We start from the raw sequence: 16,617 nt of genomic DNA, 5'->3' as shown, positions 1-16,617 counted from the left end.
ACCAATTGATTACACTTGCGCCTCTTTATATTTTTCCAATTTTAGCCCAAAAATGCGGGTCTCCTAACGATCTGTCCCAAAATTTATTACATTTGTAAGGAACCAATTTGCTATAAAAATTTATATGAAGCAACTCTACTTAATTGTAACATTCTTATTCCTTTCTTTTTCCTATGGGCAAGATTCCAAAGGAAATAGCGGGGATATTGATGGCTTCAAACTATATCCTAACCCAGCTACCAATGGCAGGGTTTATATCAGCACTACTCTAAATGCACCTAAGAAGGTACTTATATTTGATATTTTCGGCACCAAGGTTTTAGAAACGACACTTTTGGGTATGGAACTAAAACTAGATAATCTAGATTCGGGCGTATACATGTTAAGGATTACAGAAAAAAACAAAATTGCTACCCGAAAATTAATTATCAAATAGTCTTTTGCCAGTCAACTCGCCTCGTGCAACAACTCGTTTAAATCATTAAAAGACATTTAATCAATTTAAAAATTGATCTTTATATACAAAACCTTACGTTTACCACAAACTGACCGAGTTCAATAATGGTTTCCTTAATTTAGGAGGTTGACCCCAAATCAAAAGAAACCATGAAAATAATTTACCCCCTCATTTTAAGCGTATTAAGCTTGGCACTAACTGCACAAGAGAATATCGAACTCCCAGAGAACTAGAGGACCACTTCCGATAATTTTAAGCTTTACCCCAATCCTACCGATGATGGTGTAGTATATATCAACACAAAAGATAATGGCAAAAAGACATCGTTATCTACGATATTTTTGGAACTCTCGTACTTCAAGGTAAGATAACCAACCCACATTTAAACGTATCCAAACTTGCTCCAGGGGTCTATGCGCTTCAGGTTACAAAGCAAAAAGTAATGACAAGAAAATTGGTGATCAAATAGGTATTACACCCCATTTTAATTCGATTTCAAATTTTAAGAAACTGCAATAGAACTTTTAGATTACAGATGAATAGCTATAAATAGTAGAAGCTTACACCGGTATTAGGTGAATTGAGGTTACCGTTTATTGTAGCACAATTTTATACAATTCAATAAATTTCAATTTTGGTTTCCGCCAACTGCTAATATTACTATTTTTGTATCCGTGAATCACAACAATATCCATTCGAATATTTTTAGCATTGGTAGCGAAAAAGAGTTTAACGCCTTGGCGCTACAAACTTTTAGTTCGCAGTATCATAACAATAAAGTATATCGCGAGTTTTGCCAACATTTAGGAAAAGATGAATCCAATGTTAATCGCGTAGAAGACATTCCCTTTCTACCTATTTCCTTTTTCAAAACCCACAATGTGATCACTGGCAGTTTCAAACCCGAGATTATTTTTACCAGTAGTGGTACTACCGGGAGTGAAGTTAGTAAGCACTCAGTAAGGAACCTCTCCCTCTACGAGCAGAGCTATCTAAGTGCGTTTGAAGCCTTTTATGGAGCCATAAATGAATATTGCATCTTAGCTCTACTTCCTTCTTACTTAGAGCGAGAGGGATCTTCCCTAATTTATATGGCTGATGACCTCATTAAAAAGAGCAATCATCCCGATAGCGGATTTTATTTGGATGATCTGGAACATTTAAAGGAGACCTTGCTTAAATTGGAAGAAACCCATACAAAAACGTTACTTATTGGGGTTTCCTTTGCCTTATTGGATATGGCTGAAAAATATAATTTACAGCTTAAAAATACGGTTGTTATGGAAACCGGCGGAATGAAAGGCCGTAAAAAGGAAATGATACGGGAAGAACTCCACCAACTGCTGGTCAATGGATTTGGGGTCCCTCAAATACACTCCGAATATGGGATGACAGAGTTATTATCCCAGGCATACTCGCATGGAAACGGTATTTTTCACACACCACAATGGATGAAAATAGTTACTAGAGAAACAGAGGACCCTTTATCTTTACAAGAACCCGGAAAAAGTGGGGGGATAAATATAATAGATCTTGCCAATATCCATTCGTGCGCCTTTATAGCCACACAGGATTTAGGAAAAGTACATCTGAATGGAAGTTTTGAAATTTTAGGACGCTTTGACCACTCGGATGTTCGAGGCTGCAATTTAATGGTGCTATAAGCCTAAGATCTTAGCATCCACAAAGAATATAGATGCCACATCTACCTCATAATCCGTGGATAGAAATTCATCCGTAACCGTATTTAACCTTAAGGTATAATTCGTTTTTTTAATATACTCTTTTAAGTTGTCTCCAGCGGTTTCTAATTCCAATGTACCCCCTACAGTAGCCGACACCTCTTCATTCCAGGCAATTCGGATTTCAGGAAGATCCTCTGCTGACATATACACGCTAATAGATTCCAAAAAACTAAAATCTTCTCCCTCAGGAGTTACTAGGTTTAATGTTAGTTTCCGTAATACTATTTCTTCAATAAGGTCTTTTCTAGTATCGTTTACACCAAACTCTGAGGAAGAGTTGGTTTCCGTTTCAGGTGTATAAATATCAAAGGGCAAATCCATCCCAGTAGTGGACGGTATAACCACACGCTGTTTATAATCCATTTCAAACTTAGTAAGTTCATCTAACTTATCACATGCACTAAATGCAGCCAGAATGGCAAAAATCAATAAATATTTCTTAATAAATTATAAAATTCTAATACGCTAACGGGAAATCAGAAAGTATATTTCCCTCTCTTGGTCTCAATTTTTACAATGCCCAAGAGAAAAGCACCAAACCTTTCCAACTACAATCAACCGCTACTTAAGAGGCCATAAAACAAGAAACCCTAAGCGATTTGGCTTAGGGTTTCTAAATTTAAAATTAATACGAGCTATTGCACTACTAGTACAAAGTAATTCTTTTTCCCGCGCTGTAAAAGCACAAACTTATTATTGATTAAGTCTTCTGAGGTTATGATGTAATCTTCTTTAACCTTTTCTTTGTTCACAGAAATGGAATTTTGTTTTAGTTCACGTCTTGCCTCTCCATTAGATGCCAAAAAGTTGGTCTTAGCGGCTAAAGCCCCAATCATATCCAATCCATTTTCAATTTCTTCTCTGGCTACCTCAGCTTGCGGCACACCTTCAAAAACATCCAAAAATGCTTTCTCATTCAATTTCTTAAGGTCATCTGAAGTGGATTTTCCAAAAAGGATATTACTGGCCTGTTTTGCATTGTCCAAATCTTCTTGTGAATGCACCATTACCGTAATTTCATCTGCCAAACGCTTTTGCAGAATCCGTAAATGTGGTGCTTCCTTATGTTCATTTACCAGGTCCTCAATTTCATCCTTACTTAGGAAGGTAAATATTTTAATGTACTTTTCCGCATCTTCATCAGAGGTATTCAACCAATATTGGTAGAATTTATAGGGCGATGTCCTTTCCGCATCCAACCAAACATTACCTCCTTCAGATTTTCCAAATTTAGTGCCATCGGCTTTGGTAATTAATGGACAGGTAAGCGCATACCCTTTATTTCCATCAATCCTACGAATAAGTTCTGTACCTGTTGTAATATTCCCCCATTGATCGCTTCCTCCCATTTGAAGGGTACAATTATGGGTTCTGTAAAGATGTAAAAAATCATATCCTTGCACCAATTGATAGGTGAATTCTGTAAAGGACAAGCCATCGTTAGATTCTGACGTTAACCTTTTTTTTACGGAATCTTTAGCCATCATATAGTTCACGGTAATATGTTTACCAACATCACGAATAAACTCCAAAAAGGAAAACTCCTTCATCCAGTCGTAATTATTTACTAAGATGGCGCTATTGTCTTTACCGCTATTAAAATCTAAAAAACGTGCAAGTTGGGCTTTTATTCCTGCTTGGTTCTTCGCCAAGGTAGCTTCATCCAGCAAATTACGTTCATTAGATTTACCTGAAGGATCGCCAATCATCCCGGTTGCACCGCCAATTAAAGCATAGGGTTTATGTCCGGCCAATTGAAAATGCCGCAGCATCATTACACCTACCAAATGTCCTATATGAAGTGAATCTGCCGTAGGATCTATTCCTACATAGGCAGACTGCATTCCACTTAATAAATGCTCTTCGGTTCCGGGCATTACATCGTGCAACATCCCCCTCCAGGTTAATTCTTCTACAAAATTTGAAGTCATGCTTAAAGTTTACTTTTCTATAATAGTGGCAAAGATAAAGCAAATAGCTTGCTTTCTTCTTGCAAAGGGTATAATAATCCATTTCTCTGAACCTATTTTTTAGGGGAATGAGTTCCAAATCACAACCTGAATATTCGCATCAATGAATTTTTAGATTTATCAATGCAAATGAGTAAATTTGAGCCATGATCTTAGTCACAGGAGGTACGGGTTTGGTAGGAGCACATTTGCTCTTACGGTTATTGCAATTGGGCAAAGAGGTAAAAGCCATACATAGAACTACCAGTAATCTAACCCAGGTAGAAAGGGTTTTTGGCTACTACAGTGAGGAATCCCACTCACTATTTAAAAAAATTAATTGGGTAGAGGCAGACCTAATGGATATTCCCGCATTGGAAACAGCCTTTAAAAATGTTACCCAAGTATACCATTGCGCCGCCCTAATCTCTTTTGATCCCAGCGACTATGAATTGTTGAGGATAGTAAATATAGAGGGCACCAAAAACATAGTAAACCTGTGTATTGCGCATCAAATAGAAAAGCTGTGCTACGTAAGCTCCATAGCGGCTATTGGAAGAACGTTGGATGGGAAGCCCGCTACAGAAAAAACGGACTGGACCACTCACCGTGCCAATGTATATGCTTTAACTAAAATGGAAGCTGAACTAGAGGTGTGGCGCGGGACACAGGAAAACGTCCCGGCAGTGATCGTTAACCCGGGTGTCATTATAGGCCCAGGATTTTGGGAAACTGGTACCGGACTCCTATTTCAAAATGCAAATAAGGCAAGAAAATTCTATCCTCCGGGCGGAACGGGCTTTGTATCTGTGCAGGACGTGATTTCATTAATGATCCAACTAATGGATTCTAACGTGAAAAATGAAAAATTTATTACGGTTGCAAAAAACCTAAGTTATAAGGAAATTTTAAATCGGTTGACCAAAGCACTTAACAAACCAGCACCTACAATTCCACTTAAATTCTGGCAATTGGAACTATTGTGGAGACTGGATTTGGTAGCTTCTCTACTAACTAGACGCGGGAGAAGACTCTCAAAAAATTCGGTGCGATCCTTAAGAAAAGCTCAGCTATTCAATAATAGCAAGTCTAAAGAACTACTTGGACATACTTATGAGCCTTTAGAAGGCATCATTAATTTTTCCTGTACTAAGTTTTTGGAAGACCATCCTTAGCTTCATCAGAATCAGCTTTTTTTAACTCTGTTGCTTTCTCGGAAGCTTTTTTGGCGGCTTCTTCTTTTTTGGCATTGATGGATGCCTCTTCGTTTTCCAACCTCTCCTTCACTTCGGTATAAATTGCTTCATAAACAATGGGAAGTGAGGCATAGTAGGTATCACTATTCACTAATTGAAGACTATCTATACCGTGCTTTTCATAGATATACTCCATAGGCACAATATCATACTCATTCAAGATATTTTGATTTATAGATCGCCCCGCGTTTAACAAAGAGATATCGTATAAAACAGAAACCATCTTATCCTTTTGAATAAGATTTTTAGGTTTTTTTACTACCTCCTCATTACAAGATATTAAGAATAAAAGAATTAGGGGCAGCAGGTATTTTACCATAACTATCTATTGAAGGTTAGCCTCATTGCATTTCTCTCCTCTGAAAATCGGCCATTTTCGTAAGCCAAATGTCCATTTACAAAAGTATGACTTATTTTGGAGTGAAAAGAATTACCATGAAAAGGAGACCATCCACACTTATAGGCAATATTTTCTTTTGTCACTTTCCACGTATCATTTAAATCTACCACTACCAAATCTGCAAAATATCCCTCTTTAATAAATCCACGCTTTTCTATCTGAAACAACTTTGCTGGATTATGACACATCTTCTCCACTATCTTTTCCAATCCTATTTTCCCGGAGTGGTAGTTTTCCAGCATTGCTGGTAAGGCATGCTGTACCAATGGTCCGCCAGATGGCGCGGAAGTGTACACCTTGTCTTTTTCCTCAAGGGTGTGTGGCGCATGATCGGTTGCTACAACATCTATACGGTCATCTAATAACGCTTTCCATAACTGATCTCTATCAGCAGCGGTTTTAACTGCAGGGTTCCATTTAATAAGTGTCCCCTTGGTTTCATAATCTTCCTCAGCAAACCAAAGATGGTGAATACAAACCTCGGCGGTTATTTTCTTTTGTTCCAAAGGAATATCATTCCTAAAAAGACTAGTTTCCGCCCCTGTGGACACATGAAAGACATGGAGTCTAGCCCCTGTTTTTTCTGCTAGGGATATTGCTTTGGAAGAGGAAAGGTAACAAGCTTCCTCACTCCTGATCAGGGGATGGTATTTCATGGGGATATCATCTCCGTAGCGCTCAGTATAAAGCGCCATATTTTTCCTAATTGTGGCCTCGTCCTCACAATGGGCAGAAATTACCATCTCTGTATTCCTAAATATTTTTTCGATAACCTCTTCGTTATCCACTAACATATTTCCAGTGGAAGACCCTAGAAAAAGCTTCACCCCAGAACATGCATTTTTGTCTAATTTCTTGAGCTCTTCCAGATTGTCATTGGTTCCCCCGAATAAAAAAGAGTAATTAGCAAACGCAGATTGTCTGGCTATTTCAAATTTCTCTTCTAACTTGGCAATCGTAGTTGTTTGTGGATGGGTATTGGGTTGTTCCATAAATGTAGTAATTCCCCCTGCTACCGCAGCCCTGCTTTCTGTTGCAATAGTTCCTTTATGAGTAAGTCCGGGCTCCCTAAAATGCACCTGATCATCTATTACTCCTGGCAAAACATATTTACCTTCCAAATTAATTTCCTTAGCTCCATTTGAAGCGATATGACTATCAATTTTTAAGATAATTTTTCCTTCCAGTAAAATATCCGCAGTAAAGATCTGCCCTTCATTAACAACGGTAGCGTTCTTTAATATTGTTTTGCCCATACTAAAATTTATTTTTTTGAAACAAGCTCCTAAATTTCATTTGCAGAACTCCAAATACTGCTTCCCCAACTATGGAGGTACTCATTTTAGATTTACCACGTATCCTATCAGTAAAAACTATGGGCACCTCTACAAGATTGTACTTTTGCAGATGGGCTCTAAATTTCATTTCTATTTGAAATGCATATCCTATAAATTTAACGGAATCTAAACTAATAGTTTCCAAAACTTTTCTCTTATAGCAAACAAAACCCGCAGTTGGGTCGTGCACCCACATTCCAGTGATTATCTTAACATAAAACGATGCACCATAGGAGAGAAGAATCCTGTGTAAAGGCCAATTTACAACATTTATCCCCTTTTTGTATCTGGATCCAATAGCCACATCAGCACCGTCTAAACACGCTTGGTGCAATTTTACCAAATCTGCAGGAGCATGAGAAAAATCGGCATCCATTTCAAAAATATAATCATATCTTCTTTCAATAGCCCATTTAAAACCATGGATATAGGCTGTACCCAATCCAAATTTCTCTTGTCTAACCTCTAAAAATAGTCTATTTACATAGTCCCTTTGTAACGACCTTACCTTTTTGGCGGTCCCATCTGGGGAGTTATCGTCTACAATAAGGATACTAAAATCCTTCTCCAATGCAAAGACAGCTTTAATAATAAGCTCAATATTTTCAATCTCGTTGAAAGTAGGTATAATGACCAAGCTATCCGTCATCTAGGTAATTCCATTTTTAGCAAAAATAGTATTTTAAAATCCGTAGGGAAACATCGGGCCCTATTTATGATATTTTTAAACTTTAGTGTCTTTTTATAATTTGTAATTTTGTTTCGGAAACCACATCCAATGCATCTAAAAACTCCTAAAATTCTTCTGTTTTTCATAGCGTTAACTTTTGCGCTGAATATGGTACAGAGTATAACTACAGAGTTATTATTGGATGAGGCCTACTACTGGTATTATTCTCAAAATATAGCTTGGGGCTATTTTGACCATCCTCCGATGGTTGCCTGGATGATTGGAGTGGGAAGTTCTATTTTTGGTGGAGAACTAGGGGTTAGGATTATAAGTTGTATCCTATATTCCCTAAGCATGCTATTTATTTGGTGGTTGATAGACCATACCAAAAAAGAAAAATACACCTTGCATTATTGTGTACTCTTTTTTGCATTAACACTAATGCAAGCCTATGGATTCTTTACCCTACCAGATACACCCTTGTTATTTTTCACCACCCTATTCCTCTTCGTCTATAAACGCTTTATTAACAAAAATACGCTATTAAATTCGGTTTTGTTAGGGCTTTTTATGGCTGCTATGATGTATAGTAAATACCACGCCTTACTGATTATTTTGTTTGTACTTCTATCCAATATAAATTTGATCCTTAACAAATATGCTTGGCTTTCCGTAGCTATTGCACTTATATGCTATGTTCCGCATCTGCTATGGTTGTTTAACAACGATTTCATAAGCCTTGGCTACCACCTTGTGGATAGACCGACAAGCCCTTATAATTTCGTGGATTTTACGCTAGGGTATCTCCTTAATCTAATAGCGCTTTTCGGATTACTTTTTCCTTGGGTCTACTATACTTTAATAAAAACTAATATTAAGGATCAGTTTATCAAAGCGTTGGTGTTTTTTACCTATGGGTTTATTCTTTTCTTTTTTATTAGCAGTTTTGTTAGAAAGGTGCAGGCTCAGTGGTTGGTAGCAATAAGTATCCCTTTGATTATTGTCACTTTTAATTACCTAATAGACCATCCTAGGACAAGGAGTTGGGTCTTACGTCTGGGGATAGTTAATATTGGTATTTTACTGTTTCTTAGAATATGGTTGGTTACGGGATCGGTGTTACCTATACCTTTTGAAACTCATTTTAATAAAAGCTGGACAAAGTATTTACTTAAGCAAGTTGGGGATATTCCAGTTGTTTTTGAAAACTCTTATGGGAACGCAGCAGTTTATGCCTTTTACACAGGTAAACCTTCCTATTCCTTTAACAATACTCAATATCGATTAAATCAATATTCCCTTGATAAATCAGAGAAGGAGGTACAACATAAACGCATATTGTACGTTTCTAGATATTTAAAGGAGAGTGACCTCCAATTCATTGGTGCCAAGGGAGAGCATTACAAAGGCAAGTACATGGATGATTTTGAATCTTTTAGAAAACTACAATGCATAATCCCACAAAAAAAAATCTCCCTAAAAGATAGCACAGCCATAACTTTAAAGGTTTACAATCCTTATAGGCAAGATATCGATCTAAAAAAGCTTAGGTTTGGGGCAACATTTTTGAATCGATACAAGCGTGTTATAGAAACTACATTTGTTGACGTTAAGCCAAAAGACTCCAAAGTGACAAAGCTTAAACAGAAAGACACAACAGACTTTAAATTAACTATTCCGAAACCAAAGTCGAATGACGCTGCCTACATAAGGATGGGGGTTTCTGAAAATGGCCTATATTTAGGATATAACGGCCAAAATATAATGCTGGAAACATGGAAGCCATATTAAGAAATCCGACTACTGCTGATTGGATAAGCATAATTTTATTCTCTAGCATACTGTTAATAGTTCTTGCTAAAAATTTATTTTACAGCAGGTTTCTGGACTTTATTATTCTTCCTTTTAATAATAAGTACATTTTTATGTACAACAAAAAAGATAAGGTTTTTAATTGGTTCAATATACTTCTCTCCATTTTCCAAGCCCTTAATCTCTCACTCTTTATTTTTTTTATTAACGAAAGTTTTTTTGCTCCCATAGAAAAATATGAGTTAGAAACTTACGGAACCCTTTTACTTGGCTTATCCCTAGTTTTAACTGTAAAACTATTTTTCCAACTAGCTAACGGTTTTATCTTTAATTCCGAACAGACCATTTCCGAAATTGTATTTAAAAAAATCTCCTATTTTAATTACAGCGGTGTTGTAATGTTGATTGCCAATTTAATATTAAATTTTGTATATCCTGAGTCTAAAGTTGTTATTTTGATAGGAAGTTTATTGATTCTCCTCATTAATGGCATTGGCTGGTTCACAACTTTGAAAAGTCATAGAAAATTCATTACCAGCAATTTTGTCTATTTTATTTTGTATCTTTGCGCTCTAGAAGTAGCACCAGTAATTTTGATTGGAACATACTTGTTAGAACGTAGCTTATGAAAGTAAAAACGATATTGGTTTCGCAACCAGAACCCAAGACAGAAAACTCCCCATATTCCAGAATTATAGACAAGGAAAAAGTAAAGGTTGACTTTCGGCCCTTTATCCATGTGGAAGGAGTAGACGCTAAAAATGTTAGGCAACAAAAAATAGATCTTAACAATTATACAGCTATCATACTAACCAGTAGAAATGCTGTAGATCACTTTTTTAGGATTGCTGACGAAATGAGGTTCAAGGTACCAGACTCTATGAAATATTTCTGTCAGTCTGAAGCAGTTGCATACTATCTTCAAAAATATGTGGTTTATAGGAAGCGTAAAATCTATGTAGGTAAAATGTATTTTCCTGACCTTACTCCTATACTAAAAAAGTATAAGGACGAGAAGTTTCTTTTACCCTCTTCAGATGTGCTTAAACCTATAGTACCCGAAACCTTGGATAGTTTAGGATTAAACTGGACTAGAGGTATATTTTACAAGACGGTAGTTAGTGATCTTTCTGACTTAAGGGATGTTTATTATGACGTTTTGGTTTTCTTTAGCCCTTCAGGAATAGAATCTCTTTTAAAGAATTTCCCTGATTTTGAACAGAACAACACTAGAATTGCCGTTTATGGTAATTCTACTATTAAGGCGGCTACCGATGCTGGTTTAAGGATAGACATTCAGGCTCCTACGCCTGAAACTCCATCCATTACTATGGCGTTACAGAAATATATTAATACAGCGAATAAAAAGTAGCGCCATCAATTTTCTATGCGAGGGACATGCAGTAGTGGCTCTTACCAAAATTCATAATAAAACCCGAGGTTTCCCTCGGGTTTTTATTTTTAGAACGAGTACCGTTGCGGTCCTCCCCTTCTTATTTCCTCATTGGCATAAGATTCAAATTTCTTAAAATTCTCCCTAAAGGCATTGGTCAATTTAAATGCTGTCTTATAATAGGCCTCATCATCATTCCAAGTAGTCCGTGGACTAAGCACACTAGTGGGCACTCCGGGACATTCCCTAGGTTGTGCCACACCAAATACGGAATGAATATGGTATTTATCATAACAATACAATCCTAGATCTCCGTTTAGAACGGCATGGATCATAGCACGTGTATATTTCAGCTTCATTCGTGTCCCCACCCCGTAAGGACCTCCTGTCCATCCTGTATTCACCAACCAAACGTTCACTCCCGAGTCCTTCATCTTGGCACTTAACATTTCGGCGTATTTGGTAGGGTGCAGGGGCATAAACGGAGCCCCAAAACAAGCTGAAAAACTAGGAACAGGCTCTACTACTCCAGCCTCGGTTCCCGCAACTTTGGCCGTATACCCGGAAATAAAATGATAAGCTGCTTGGCTAGGGGTAAGCTTAGATATTGGTGGCAGCACCCCAAAGGCGTCTGCTGTTAGGAAAAAAATATTCTTTGGGTTTTTACCAATGGAAGGTTCCTGTATATTATCTATATTATATATAGGATAGCTCACCCTGGTGTTTTGCGTTATTGAAGTGTCCTTATAATCTACTACTCCATTGGCATCCAAAATTACATTTTCTAAAAGCGCCCCTTTTTTAATGGCACCATAGATCTCGGGTTCATTCTCTTCACAAAGGTTTATTACCTTGGCATAACATCCACCTTCAAAATTAAATACCGTATTATCATTTGTCCAACCATGCTCATCATCCCCAATTAACTTCCTATGTGGATCTGCAGACAATGTTGTTTTCCCAGTACCGGAAAGTCCAAAAAAGATAGCCGTCTCTCCCTCCTCACCAACATTGGCAGAACAGTGCATTGGCAGGCAGTTTTTATAGACGGGAAGAATAAAGTTTAAAGCAGAAAATATTCCTTTTTTAATTTCTCCAGTATAACCAGTCCCTCCAATAAGGGCTATTTTTTTACTGAAGTTTAAGATGGCAAAATTATGCTGTCTTGTTCCATCTACGTCACTATCAGCCATAAAACCAGGGGCGTTTATCACTGTCCATTCCGGCTCAAAACCTAGCAATTCTTCTTTTGTTGGCCTTAAAAACATATTATACGCGAACATATTGGACCATGGGTATTCGTTAATTACCCTAATATTCATTTTGTAATCATCATCGGCACAAGCAAAGCAATCTCTCACATAGAGTTCCTTCTCGTCCAAGTAATTGATCACTTTATCATAAAGCGCATCAAACTTGTTGGCTTCAAAAGGAATATTAACACTTCCCCACCAAACCTTATCTTCGGTAATTGAATCCTTAACAATAAATCTGTCCATAGGTGACCTGCCAGTAAATTCACCGGTATTTATAGCGAGCGCGCCAGTTGAGGAAGTTACGCCCAACCCTTTTTCTACGGTAATCCGATGTAAATCTGAAGGAGGTAATTGATAGTGGATAATACTCCTTTTCAATCCATACTGTTTTAACGAAATCGATTTCGTAGATGAAGTAGATGAAGCCATAATAATTGAGTTTTAATTATCTATAAATAATTTAATTATATTAACAATAATGCAACTTATTCGGGGTTTTTATTTTTCAATATTGCAACGCCTAAAAGCACCCAACCAATAATAAGCAACAATCCTCCAAAAGGAGTTACAAGCGCAATTTGAGTAAAGTCGAACCCCGTTAGCTCATTTGTTGCCAATAGGTATATGGAGAAAGAAAAACAAAAAATTCCTAGAACAATAAAATAGGAGATTATTTTTTTCTGCTTAACTGACAAGAAATTTATCCCCCCTAATATTAATAGAAAAAAAGCATGAAACATTTGGTATTGAACCCCTGTAGTAAAAGAATCGACTGCTTTGGAACCCACCAAGTTTGTGAGGCCATGAGCTCCGAATGCACCAAGCATTACGGCTGTTGCCCCAAAAAATACCCCAGCACATAGTATTGTTTTGTTCATAACTTATGTTAACATATTTTTTACAAATATAACATTTTGATACCTTAGTAACTGTCTAATCAGAAAGTAAAATTACACATGTTGCGAAAAATAGTAATCTTAGGTGCAGGAAAATCCACATCATATTTACTCGATTATTTACTGGAAAAATCGGAAGAAGAAAAGCTTCACCTCAGCATTTGTGATTTGTTTCCAGATATGTTGCCCAACAGAATTAAGCAACATAAAGCATGCAGCATTATTAAGCTAGACATATTTAATGAGACCGAAAGGAAAGAAGTTATAAAGTCTTCTGATATTGTAATTTCCATGTTGCCCGCACATCTACATATCAATGTAGCCAGAGATTGTATTGAACACAGAAAGCATTTGGTCACTGCCTCTTATGTTAGTGAACAGATCCAAGCCTTGGATGGAAAAGCGAAAGAGCATGGGCTGGTGTTTATGAATGAAATTGGCGTTGATCCTGGAATAGATCACATGAGCGCCATGCAGGCAATAGACAAAATTAGGAAGAAGGGAGGCAAATTAATTTTATTCGAATCTTTTACTGGAGGACTTGTTGCCCCACAAAGCGATAACAATCTATGGAACTATAAATTTACATGGAATCCCAGAAACGTAGTTCTTGCCGGACAGGGTGGCGCCGCGAAATTTTTCCAAGAAGGCACTTATAAATATATTCCATATCACAAGTTGTTTAGGCGAACAGAATTCTTAGATGTTGAAGGTCACGGTAAGTTTGAAGCATATGCCAATAGAGACTCTCTAAAATACAGAGAAGCCTATGGATTACAGGATGCGCTTACCTTATATAGGGGAACCATAAGAAGGGTAGGCTTTTCCAAAGCGTGGAATATGTTTGTTCAGATGGGAATGACGGATGACAGCTATCCTATAGAAAACTCAGAAGGCATGTCTTACAGAGAATTCGTGAATTTATTCCTTTCCTATTCCCCCACCGATAGTGTAGAATTAAAAATGCGCCATTACTTAAAAATCGACCAAGATGATATAATGTGGGACAAACTTAAGGAACTCAACCTATTTGATGATAACAAAAAGATCACCCTTAAAAAGGCCACGCCGGCCCAAATATTACAACAGATCCTAGAAGATAGCTGGATCCTTGGGGACCAAGACAAGGATATGATTGTTATGTACCACAAATTTGGTTACCTACTTAATGGCAAAAAAGAACAAATAGATTCTAATATGGTAGTGATTGGCGAAAACAGAACCCATACAGCAATGGCCAAAACGGTTGGATTACCTGTAGCTATTGCCACTTTATTTATTTTAAACAAAAAAATTACTACCCCAGGAGTACAGATTCCAATCAAAAAAGAAGTCTACGAACCCATCTTAAAAGAGCTCGAGAATTTTGGAATTCAATTTAAGGAATTTAAGGTGCCCTACCTTGGCTATAATCCAAACGTTTAATTTGCGATTTCACCAAAGCAGCTAAAGCAACGTTATGAACTGAAACTATTTTGGTATCTTTAGGGTAAAATATGAAACCAAAAAATGAAATCTACTGGTGAAAACATCAAAATAGACGGAATTGACAAGGAAATCCTAAGATTTCTTATGGAGGACGCTAGAAAGCCCGTACTAGAAATAGCAAGAAATATAGGTATTTCCGGAGCGGCCATCCATCAACGCTTGCGCAAATTGGAGGCTTCTGGCTTAATTTCGGGATCAAAATTCATAATAAATCCAAAGATTTTGGGATACACCACTATGGCCTATATTGGCATCTATTTGGACAAGGCAATGAGCAATCCTGTGGCAGTAAAGGAATTGGCAAAAATCCCAGAAGTACTGGAATGTCACTATACTACAGGGAACTGGTCTATCTTAATAAAAGTACTCTGCAGGGACAATGAGCACTTAATGCACGTACTAAATAAGCATATTCAGCAAATAGATGGTGTATCACGAACAGAAACCTTTATTTCCCTTAACCAACAAATAGACCGTCAAATTAGTATTTAATGTTTGGATTGAATCTAAATAAGCATTAATTTTGCCCTCAATGACTTCAGTATATCAATCTAAATTTTACACTTTATATCAATCCAACACGGATAGGTATTTTTATATTGATTTTGGCCAAAAGGTAGTTAAGCTATCTTTTTGTCAACTGCTAGCGCTACGTCAAAAAGTAAATTCAATTGCTATAGAGACCCATTTTGATGCAGATCTTAACAAACACGGCTTTGAATTATTAATGCTCTGCAACAAAGAACATTTGTTTTTACTGAACACCCTCGAAATTTTAGATCTTAAGAATTTAGTATGTTACGGATTTGCACTTTTGGGCATATCCTCAGAAAATGCAAAGGCCGTTTATTAAGCCATTAATTTAAAAGCAGTCTAAGTCCAATTACATATTGGCACTTCCATTCTTTTTTCAATTTCAATTTCAATACCTTTATAAAAAATGAGGAGAAGTTATGTAGGTATCATTACGTGTTGGACCTACAAACTAATATGTTTCCACAAAAAAACAACACATAATAAATAAAATATAAAAAGATGAAAGATATTGCAAGACAACAAATGAGTATAAAGGTCAGTAGTATGGACCTACTCAATAATCAGATAAAGCTAGAGGCCCATGCTTCTGCCACGTATTTAGCCATGGCCTCATGGTGCGACCAAAATGCGTATACCAATAGTGCCGAGTTTTTCTATGCGCAATCTGCGGAGGAAAGAGATCACATGATGAAAATATTCAAATTTATCGCAGATTCTGGAGGCATTGCCATCTCTCCTACTGTAGAGAATATAAATCATGATTTTTCCAATTTAGAAGAGGTTTTTGAAAACGCTTTGGATCATGAAATCATGGTGACCAAATCCATTCACAAAATTTTGGCCACAGCGAGAAACGATCAGGATTATGTGGTGGAAAATTTCCTTCAGTGGTTTGTTCAAGAACAACTAGAAGAAGAAAAGTCGCTTAGAAATATTTTAGATCTTTTCGAGTTAATGGGGAGAGACGGCATTGCCTTAAAGTTAATTGATGAGCGTATTACAAGAGGAGAATAACTTTAATAAAAGGCTAAACCTAACCTTATAGTAAGGATCCTAAAAGTCTTAGAATAAATAAACAATAAAAAGGGATATTCGGGAGTAGGCCGATTTTCACTAAAAACTGGACAGAACGAATCCTGGAACATCGATGTTTCCGGGATTTTTTTTATGGTTTATTTTCGAAGTGGATTTTCGTCCGGTTTAAGAGGGCTTTTTGGTCGTTTTAGTGAGGTTCTGGCATACCTTTCCCATCGAAGTTTCGGATCGCTAGTCCCTATGCCGCTTTTTCCAGCGCCATGGCCGACATCCGCCTGCCGATCTCCAGTGCGTTGCCGGTATGGATGCCGAAGAATATCCATAAGATCTCGGTGGCCCTGGTCCTGGCCCTTATCCTTTTCAGATGGTAGTGTTCCTTGTCCTTT

General features: G+C 37.1%; 19 protein-coding genes. 11 read left to right on the top strand and 8 right to left on the bottom strand.

Going from position 1 to position 16,617, the window contains the following annotated elements:
• Positions 1 to 124: 124 nt before the first annotated feature.
• The 3 genes from G466_RS0115610 (at position 125) to G466_RS0115605 (ending at position 2,121) form a co-directional block, all read left to right on the top strand.
• Complete coding sequence (locus tag G466_RS0115610; protein ID WP_026814495.1) at positions 125 to 436, top strand: T9SS type A sorting domain-containing protein; 312 nt, start codon at positions 125 to 127, stop codon at positions 434 to 436.
• A 343-nt stretch (positions 437 to 779) separates the two neighbouring features.
• Positions 780 to 926, top strand: coding sequence for a T9SS type A sorting domain-containing protein (locus tag G466_RS24515; protein WP_316929606.1), 147 nt, complete (start codon positions 780 to 782; stop codon positions 924 to 926).
• A gap of 205 nt (positions 927 to 1,131) precedes the next feature.
• Entirely contained in the window at positions 1,132 to 2,121 is a 990-nt protein-coding gene (locus G466_RS0115605; protein ID WP_229797238.1) for a LuxE/PaaK family acyltransferase, read from the top strand.
• Here G466_RS0115605 and G466_RS0115600 read toward each other — a convergent pair.
• Both G466_RS0115600 and tyrS read right to left on the bottom strand, forming a co-directional pair.
• Positions 2,116 to 2,631, bottom strand: a complete 516-nt coding sequence (locus G466_RS0115600) for a hypothetical protein (RefSeq protein WP_229797239.1) — start codon at positions 2,629 to 2,631, stop codon at positions 2,116 to 2,118. The genes G466_RS0115605 and G466_RS0115600 overlap by 6 nt on opposite strands.
• 206 nt (positions 2,632 to 2,837) lie before the next feature.
• Entirely contained in the window at positions 2,838 to 4,133 is a 1,296-nt protein-coding gene (gene tyrS, locus G466_RS0115595) for a tyrosine--tRNA ligase (protein ID WP_026814492.1), read from the bottom strand.
• 185 nt (positions 4,134 to 4,318) lie between these two features.
• On the opposite strand from tyrS, the gene G466_RS0115585 reads away from it, so the two are divergent.
• On the top strand, positions 4,319 to 5,326 hold the full coding sequence (locus G466_RS0115585) for an NAD-dependent epimerase/dehydratase family protein (RefSeq protein ID WP_026814491.1): 1,008 nt from the start codon (positions 4,319 to 4,321) through the stop codon (positions 5,324 to 5,326).
• Here the strand turns inward: G466_RS0115585 and G466_RS0115580 are convergent.
• From G466_RS0115580 to G466_RS0115570, 3 genes are read right to left on the bottom strand one after another with little or no spacing between them, the layout of a single operon-like run.
• Complete coding sequence (locus G466_RS0115580) at positions 5,301 to 5,726, bottom strand: DUF4296 domain-containing protein (RefSeq protein ID WP_026814490.1); 426 nt, start codon at positions 5,724 to 5,726, stop codon at positions 5,301 to 5,303. The genes G466_RS0115585 and G466_RS0115580 overlap by 26 nt on opposite strands.
• 2 nt (positions 5,727 to 5,728) lie before the next feature.
• Entirely contained in the window at positions 5,729 to 7,063 is a 1,335-nt protein-coding gene (locus G466_RS0115575) for a dihydroorotase (RefSeq protein ID WP_026814489.1), read from the bottom strand.
• Between the two features lies 1 nt (position 7,064).
• Entirely contained in the window at positions 7,065 to 7,793 is a 729-nt protein-coding gene (locus G466_RS0115570) for a polyprenol monophosphomannose synthase (protein WP_026814488.1), read from the bottom strand.
• A gap of 189 nt (positions 7,794 to 7,982) precedes the next feature.
• Between G466_RS0115570 and G466_RS0115565 the strand changes: the two genes are divergently transcribed.
• Genes G466_RS0115565 through G466_RS0115555 form a run of 3 tightly spaced genes read left to right on the top strand, consistent with a single transcriptional unit; the run spans position 7,983 to position 10,998 of the window.
• The gene (locus tag G466_RS0115565) at positions 7,983 to 9,605 is read left to right on the top strand and encodes an ArnT family glycosyltransferase (RefSeq protein WP_229797240.1); all 1,623 of its coding nucleotides are present in this window, start codon (positions 7,983 to 7,985) and stop codon (positions 9,603 to 9,605) included.
• Positions 9,590 to 10,255 (top strand): DUF4271 domain-containing protein, encoded by a 666-nt coding sequence (locus tag G466_RS0115560; RefSeq protein ID WP_026814486.1) that lies wholly within the window; start codon positions 9,590 to 9,592, stop codon positions 10,253 to 10,255. The genes G466_RS0115565 and G466_RS0115560 overlap by 16 nt, the downstream gene beginning before the upstream one ends.
• The gene (locus G466_RS0115555) at positions 10,252 to 10,998 is read left to right on the top strand and encodes a uroporphyrinogen-III synthase (RefSeq protein WP_026814485.1); all 747 of its coding nucleotides are present in this window, start codon (positions 10,252 to 10,254) and stop codon (positions 10,996 to 10,998) included. Before G466_RS0115560 ends, G466_RS0115555 begins: the two co-directional genes overlap by 4 nt.
• Before the next feature lie 89 nt (positions 10,999 to 11,087).
• Here the strand turns inward: G466_RS0115555 and pckA are convergent, their stop codons facing one another.
• A complete protein-coding gene (gene pckA, locus G466_RS0115550; RefSeq protein ID WP_026814484.1) occupies positions 11,088 to 12,704 on the bottom strand; it encodes a phosphoenolpyruvate carboxykinase (ATP) in 1,617 nt (538 codons plus the stop codon).
• A gap of 56 nt (positions 12,705 to 12,760) precedes the next feature.
• Entirely contained in the window at positions 12,761 to 13,153 is a 393-nt protein-coding gene (locus tag G466_RS0115545; RefSeq protein ID WP_026814483.1) for a DUF423 domain-containing protein, read from the bottom strand.
• A 78-nt stretch (positions 13,154 to 13,231) separates the two neighbouring features.
• Here G466_RS0115545 and G466_RS0115540 point away from each other — a divergent pair, with 78 nt between their 5' ends.
• The 4 genes from G466_RS0115540 to G466_RS0115525 all read left to right on the top strand — a co-directional run bounded on the left by G466_RS0115540 (position 13,232) and on the right by G466_RS0115525 (position 16,210).
• Positions 13,232 to 14,596: a saccharopine dehydrogenase family protein gene (locus G466_RS0115540; protein WP_026814482.1), complete on the top strand. Its 1,365-nt coding sequence runs from the start codon at positions 13,232 to 13,234 to the stop codon at positions 14,594 to 14,596.
• A gap of 84 nt (positions 14,597 to 14,680) precedes the next feature.
• Positions 14,681 to 15,151, top strand: a complete 471-nt coding sequence (locus tag G466_RS0115535) for an Lrp/AsnC ligand binding domain-containing protein (protein WP_026814481.1) — start codon at positions 14,681 to 14,683, stop codon at positions 15,149 to 15,151.
• 40 nt (positions 15,152 to 15,191) lie between these two features.
• Positions 15,192 to 15,512: a hypothetical protein gene (locus G466_RS0115530; protein ID WP_026814480.1), complete on the top strand. Its 321-nt coding sequence runs from the start codon at positions 15,192 to 15,194 to the stop codon at positions 15,510 to 15,512.
• A gap of 182 nt (positions 15,513 to 15,694) precedes the next feature.
• Entirely contained in the window at positions 15,695 to 16,210 is a 516-nt protein-coding gene (locus G466_RS0115525) for a ferritin (protein WP_026814479.1), read from the top strand.
• 158 nt (positions 16,211 to 16,368) lie between these two features.
• Here G466_RS0115525 and G466_RS24125 read toward each other — a convergent pair.
• Positions 16,369 to 16,617 (bottom strand): hypothetical protein (locus G466_RS24125; RefSeq protein WP_034235930.1); only part of this gene is annotated, 249 nt, incomplete at its 5' end.

Origin of the sequence: Arenibacter certesii DSM 19833 (assembly GCF_000429545.1) — a bacterium.
GTDB lineage: Bacteria > Bacteroidota > Bacteroidia > Flavobacteriales > Flavobacteriaceae > Arenibacter > Arenibacter certesii.
Note: the sequence above shows the minus strand (reverse complement) of the source record. Positions and strands in the feature narration are given on the sequence as shown.

What these genes read in the sequence shown, in the direction of transcription:
- G466_RS0115610 (WP_026814495.1), top strand. Translation starts at nt 125, where the DNA reads ATGAAGCAACTCTACTTAATTGTAACATTCTTATTCCTTTCTTTTTCC.
- tyrS (WP_026814492.1), bottom strand. Translation starts at nt 4,133, where the DNA reads ATGACTTCAAATTTTGTAGAAGAATTAACCTGGAGGGGGATGTTGCAC.
- G466_RS0115585 (WP_026814491.1), top strand. Translation starts at nt 4,319, where the DNA reads ATGATCTTAGTCACAGGAGGTACGGGTTTGGTAGGAGCACATTTGCTC.
- G466_RS0115580 (WP_026814490.1), bottom strand. Translation starts at nt 5,726, where the DNA reads ATGGTAAAATACCTGCTGCCCCTAATTCTTTTATTCTTAATATCTTGT.
- G466_RS0115575 (WP_026814489.1), bottom strand. Translation starts at nt 7,063, where the DNA reads ATGGGCAAAACAATATTAAAGAACGCTACCGTTGTTAATGAAGGGCAG.
- G466_RS0115570 (WP_026814488.1), bottom strand. Translation starts at nt 7,793, where the DNA reads ATGACGGATAGCTTGGTCATTATACCTACTTTCAACGAGATTGAAAAT.
- G466_RS0115565 (WP_229797240.1), top strand. Translation starts at nt 7,983, where the DNA reads ATGGTACAGAGTATAACTACAGAGTTATTATTGGATGAGGCCTACTAC.
- G466_RS0115560 (WP_026814486.1), top strand. Translation starts at nt 9,590, where the DNA reads ATGGAAGCCATATTAAGAAATCCGACTACTGCTGATTGGATAAGCATA.
- G466_RS0115555 (WP_026814485.1), top strand. Translation starts at nt 10,252, where the DNA reads ATGAAAGTAAAAACGATATTGGTTTCGCAACCAGAACCCAAGACAGAA.
- pckA (WP_026814484.1), bottom strand. Translation starts at nt 12,704, where the DNA reads ATGGCTTCATCTACTTCATCTACGAAATCGATTTCGTTAAAACAGTAT.
- G466_RS0115545 (WP_026814483.1), bottom strand. Translation starts at nt 13,153, where the DNA reads ATGAACAAAACAATACTATGTGCTGGGGTATTTTTTGGGGCAACAGCC.
- G466_RS0115540 (WP_026814482.1), top strand. Translation starts at nt 13,232, where the DNA reads ATGTTGCGAAAAATAGTAATCTTAGGTGCAGGAAAATCCACATCATAT.
- G466_RS0115535 (WP_026814481.1), top strand. Translation starts at nt 14,681, where the DNA reads ATGAAATCTACTGGTGAAAACATCAAAATAGACGGAATTGACAAGGAA.
- G466_RS0115530 (WP_026814480.1), top strand. Translation starts at nt 15,192, where the DNA reads ATGACTTCAGTATATCAATCTAAATTTTACACTTTATATCAATCCAAC.
- G466_RS0115525 (WP_026814479.1), top strand. Translation starts at nt 15,695, where the DNA reads ATGAAAGATATTGCAAGACAACAAATGAGTATAAAGGTCAGTAGTATG.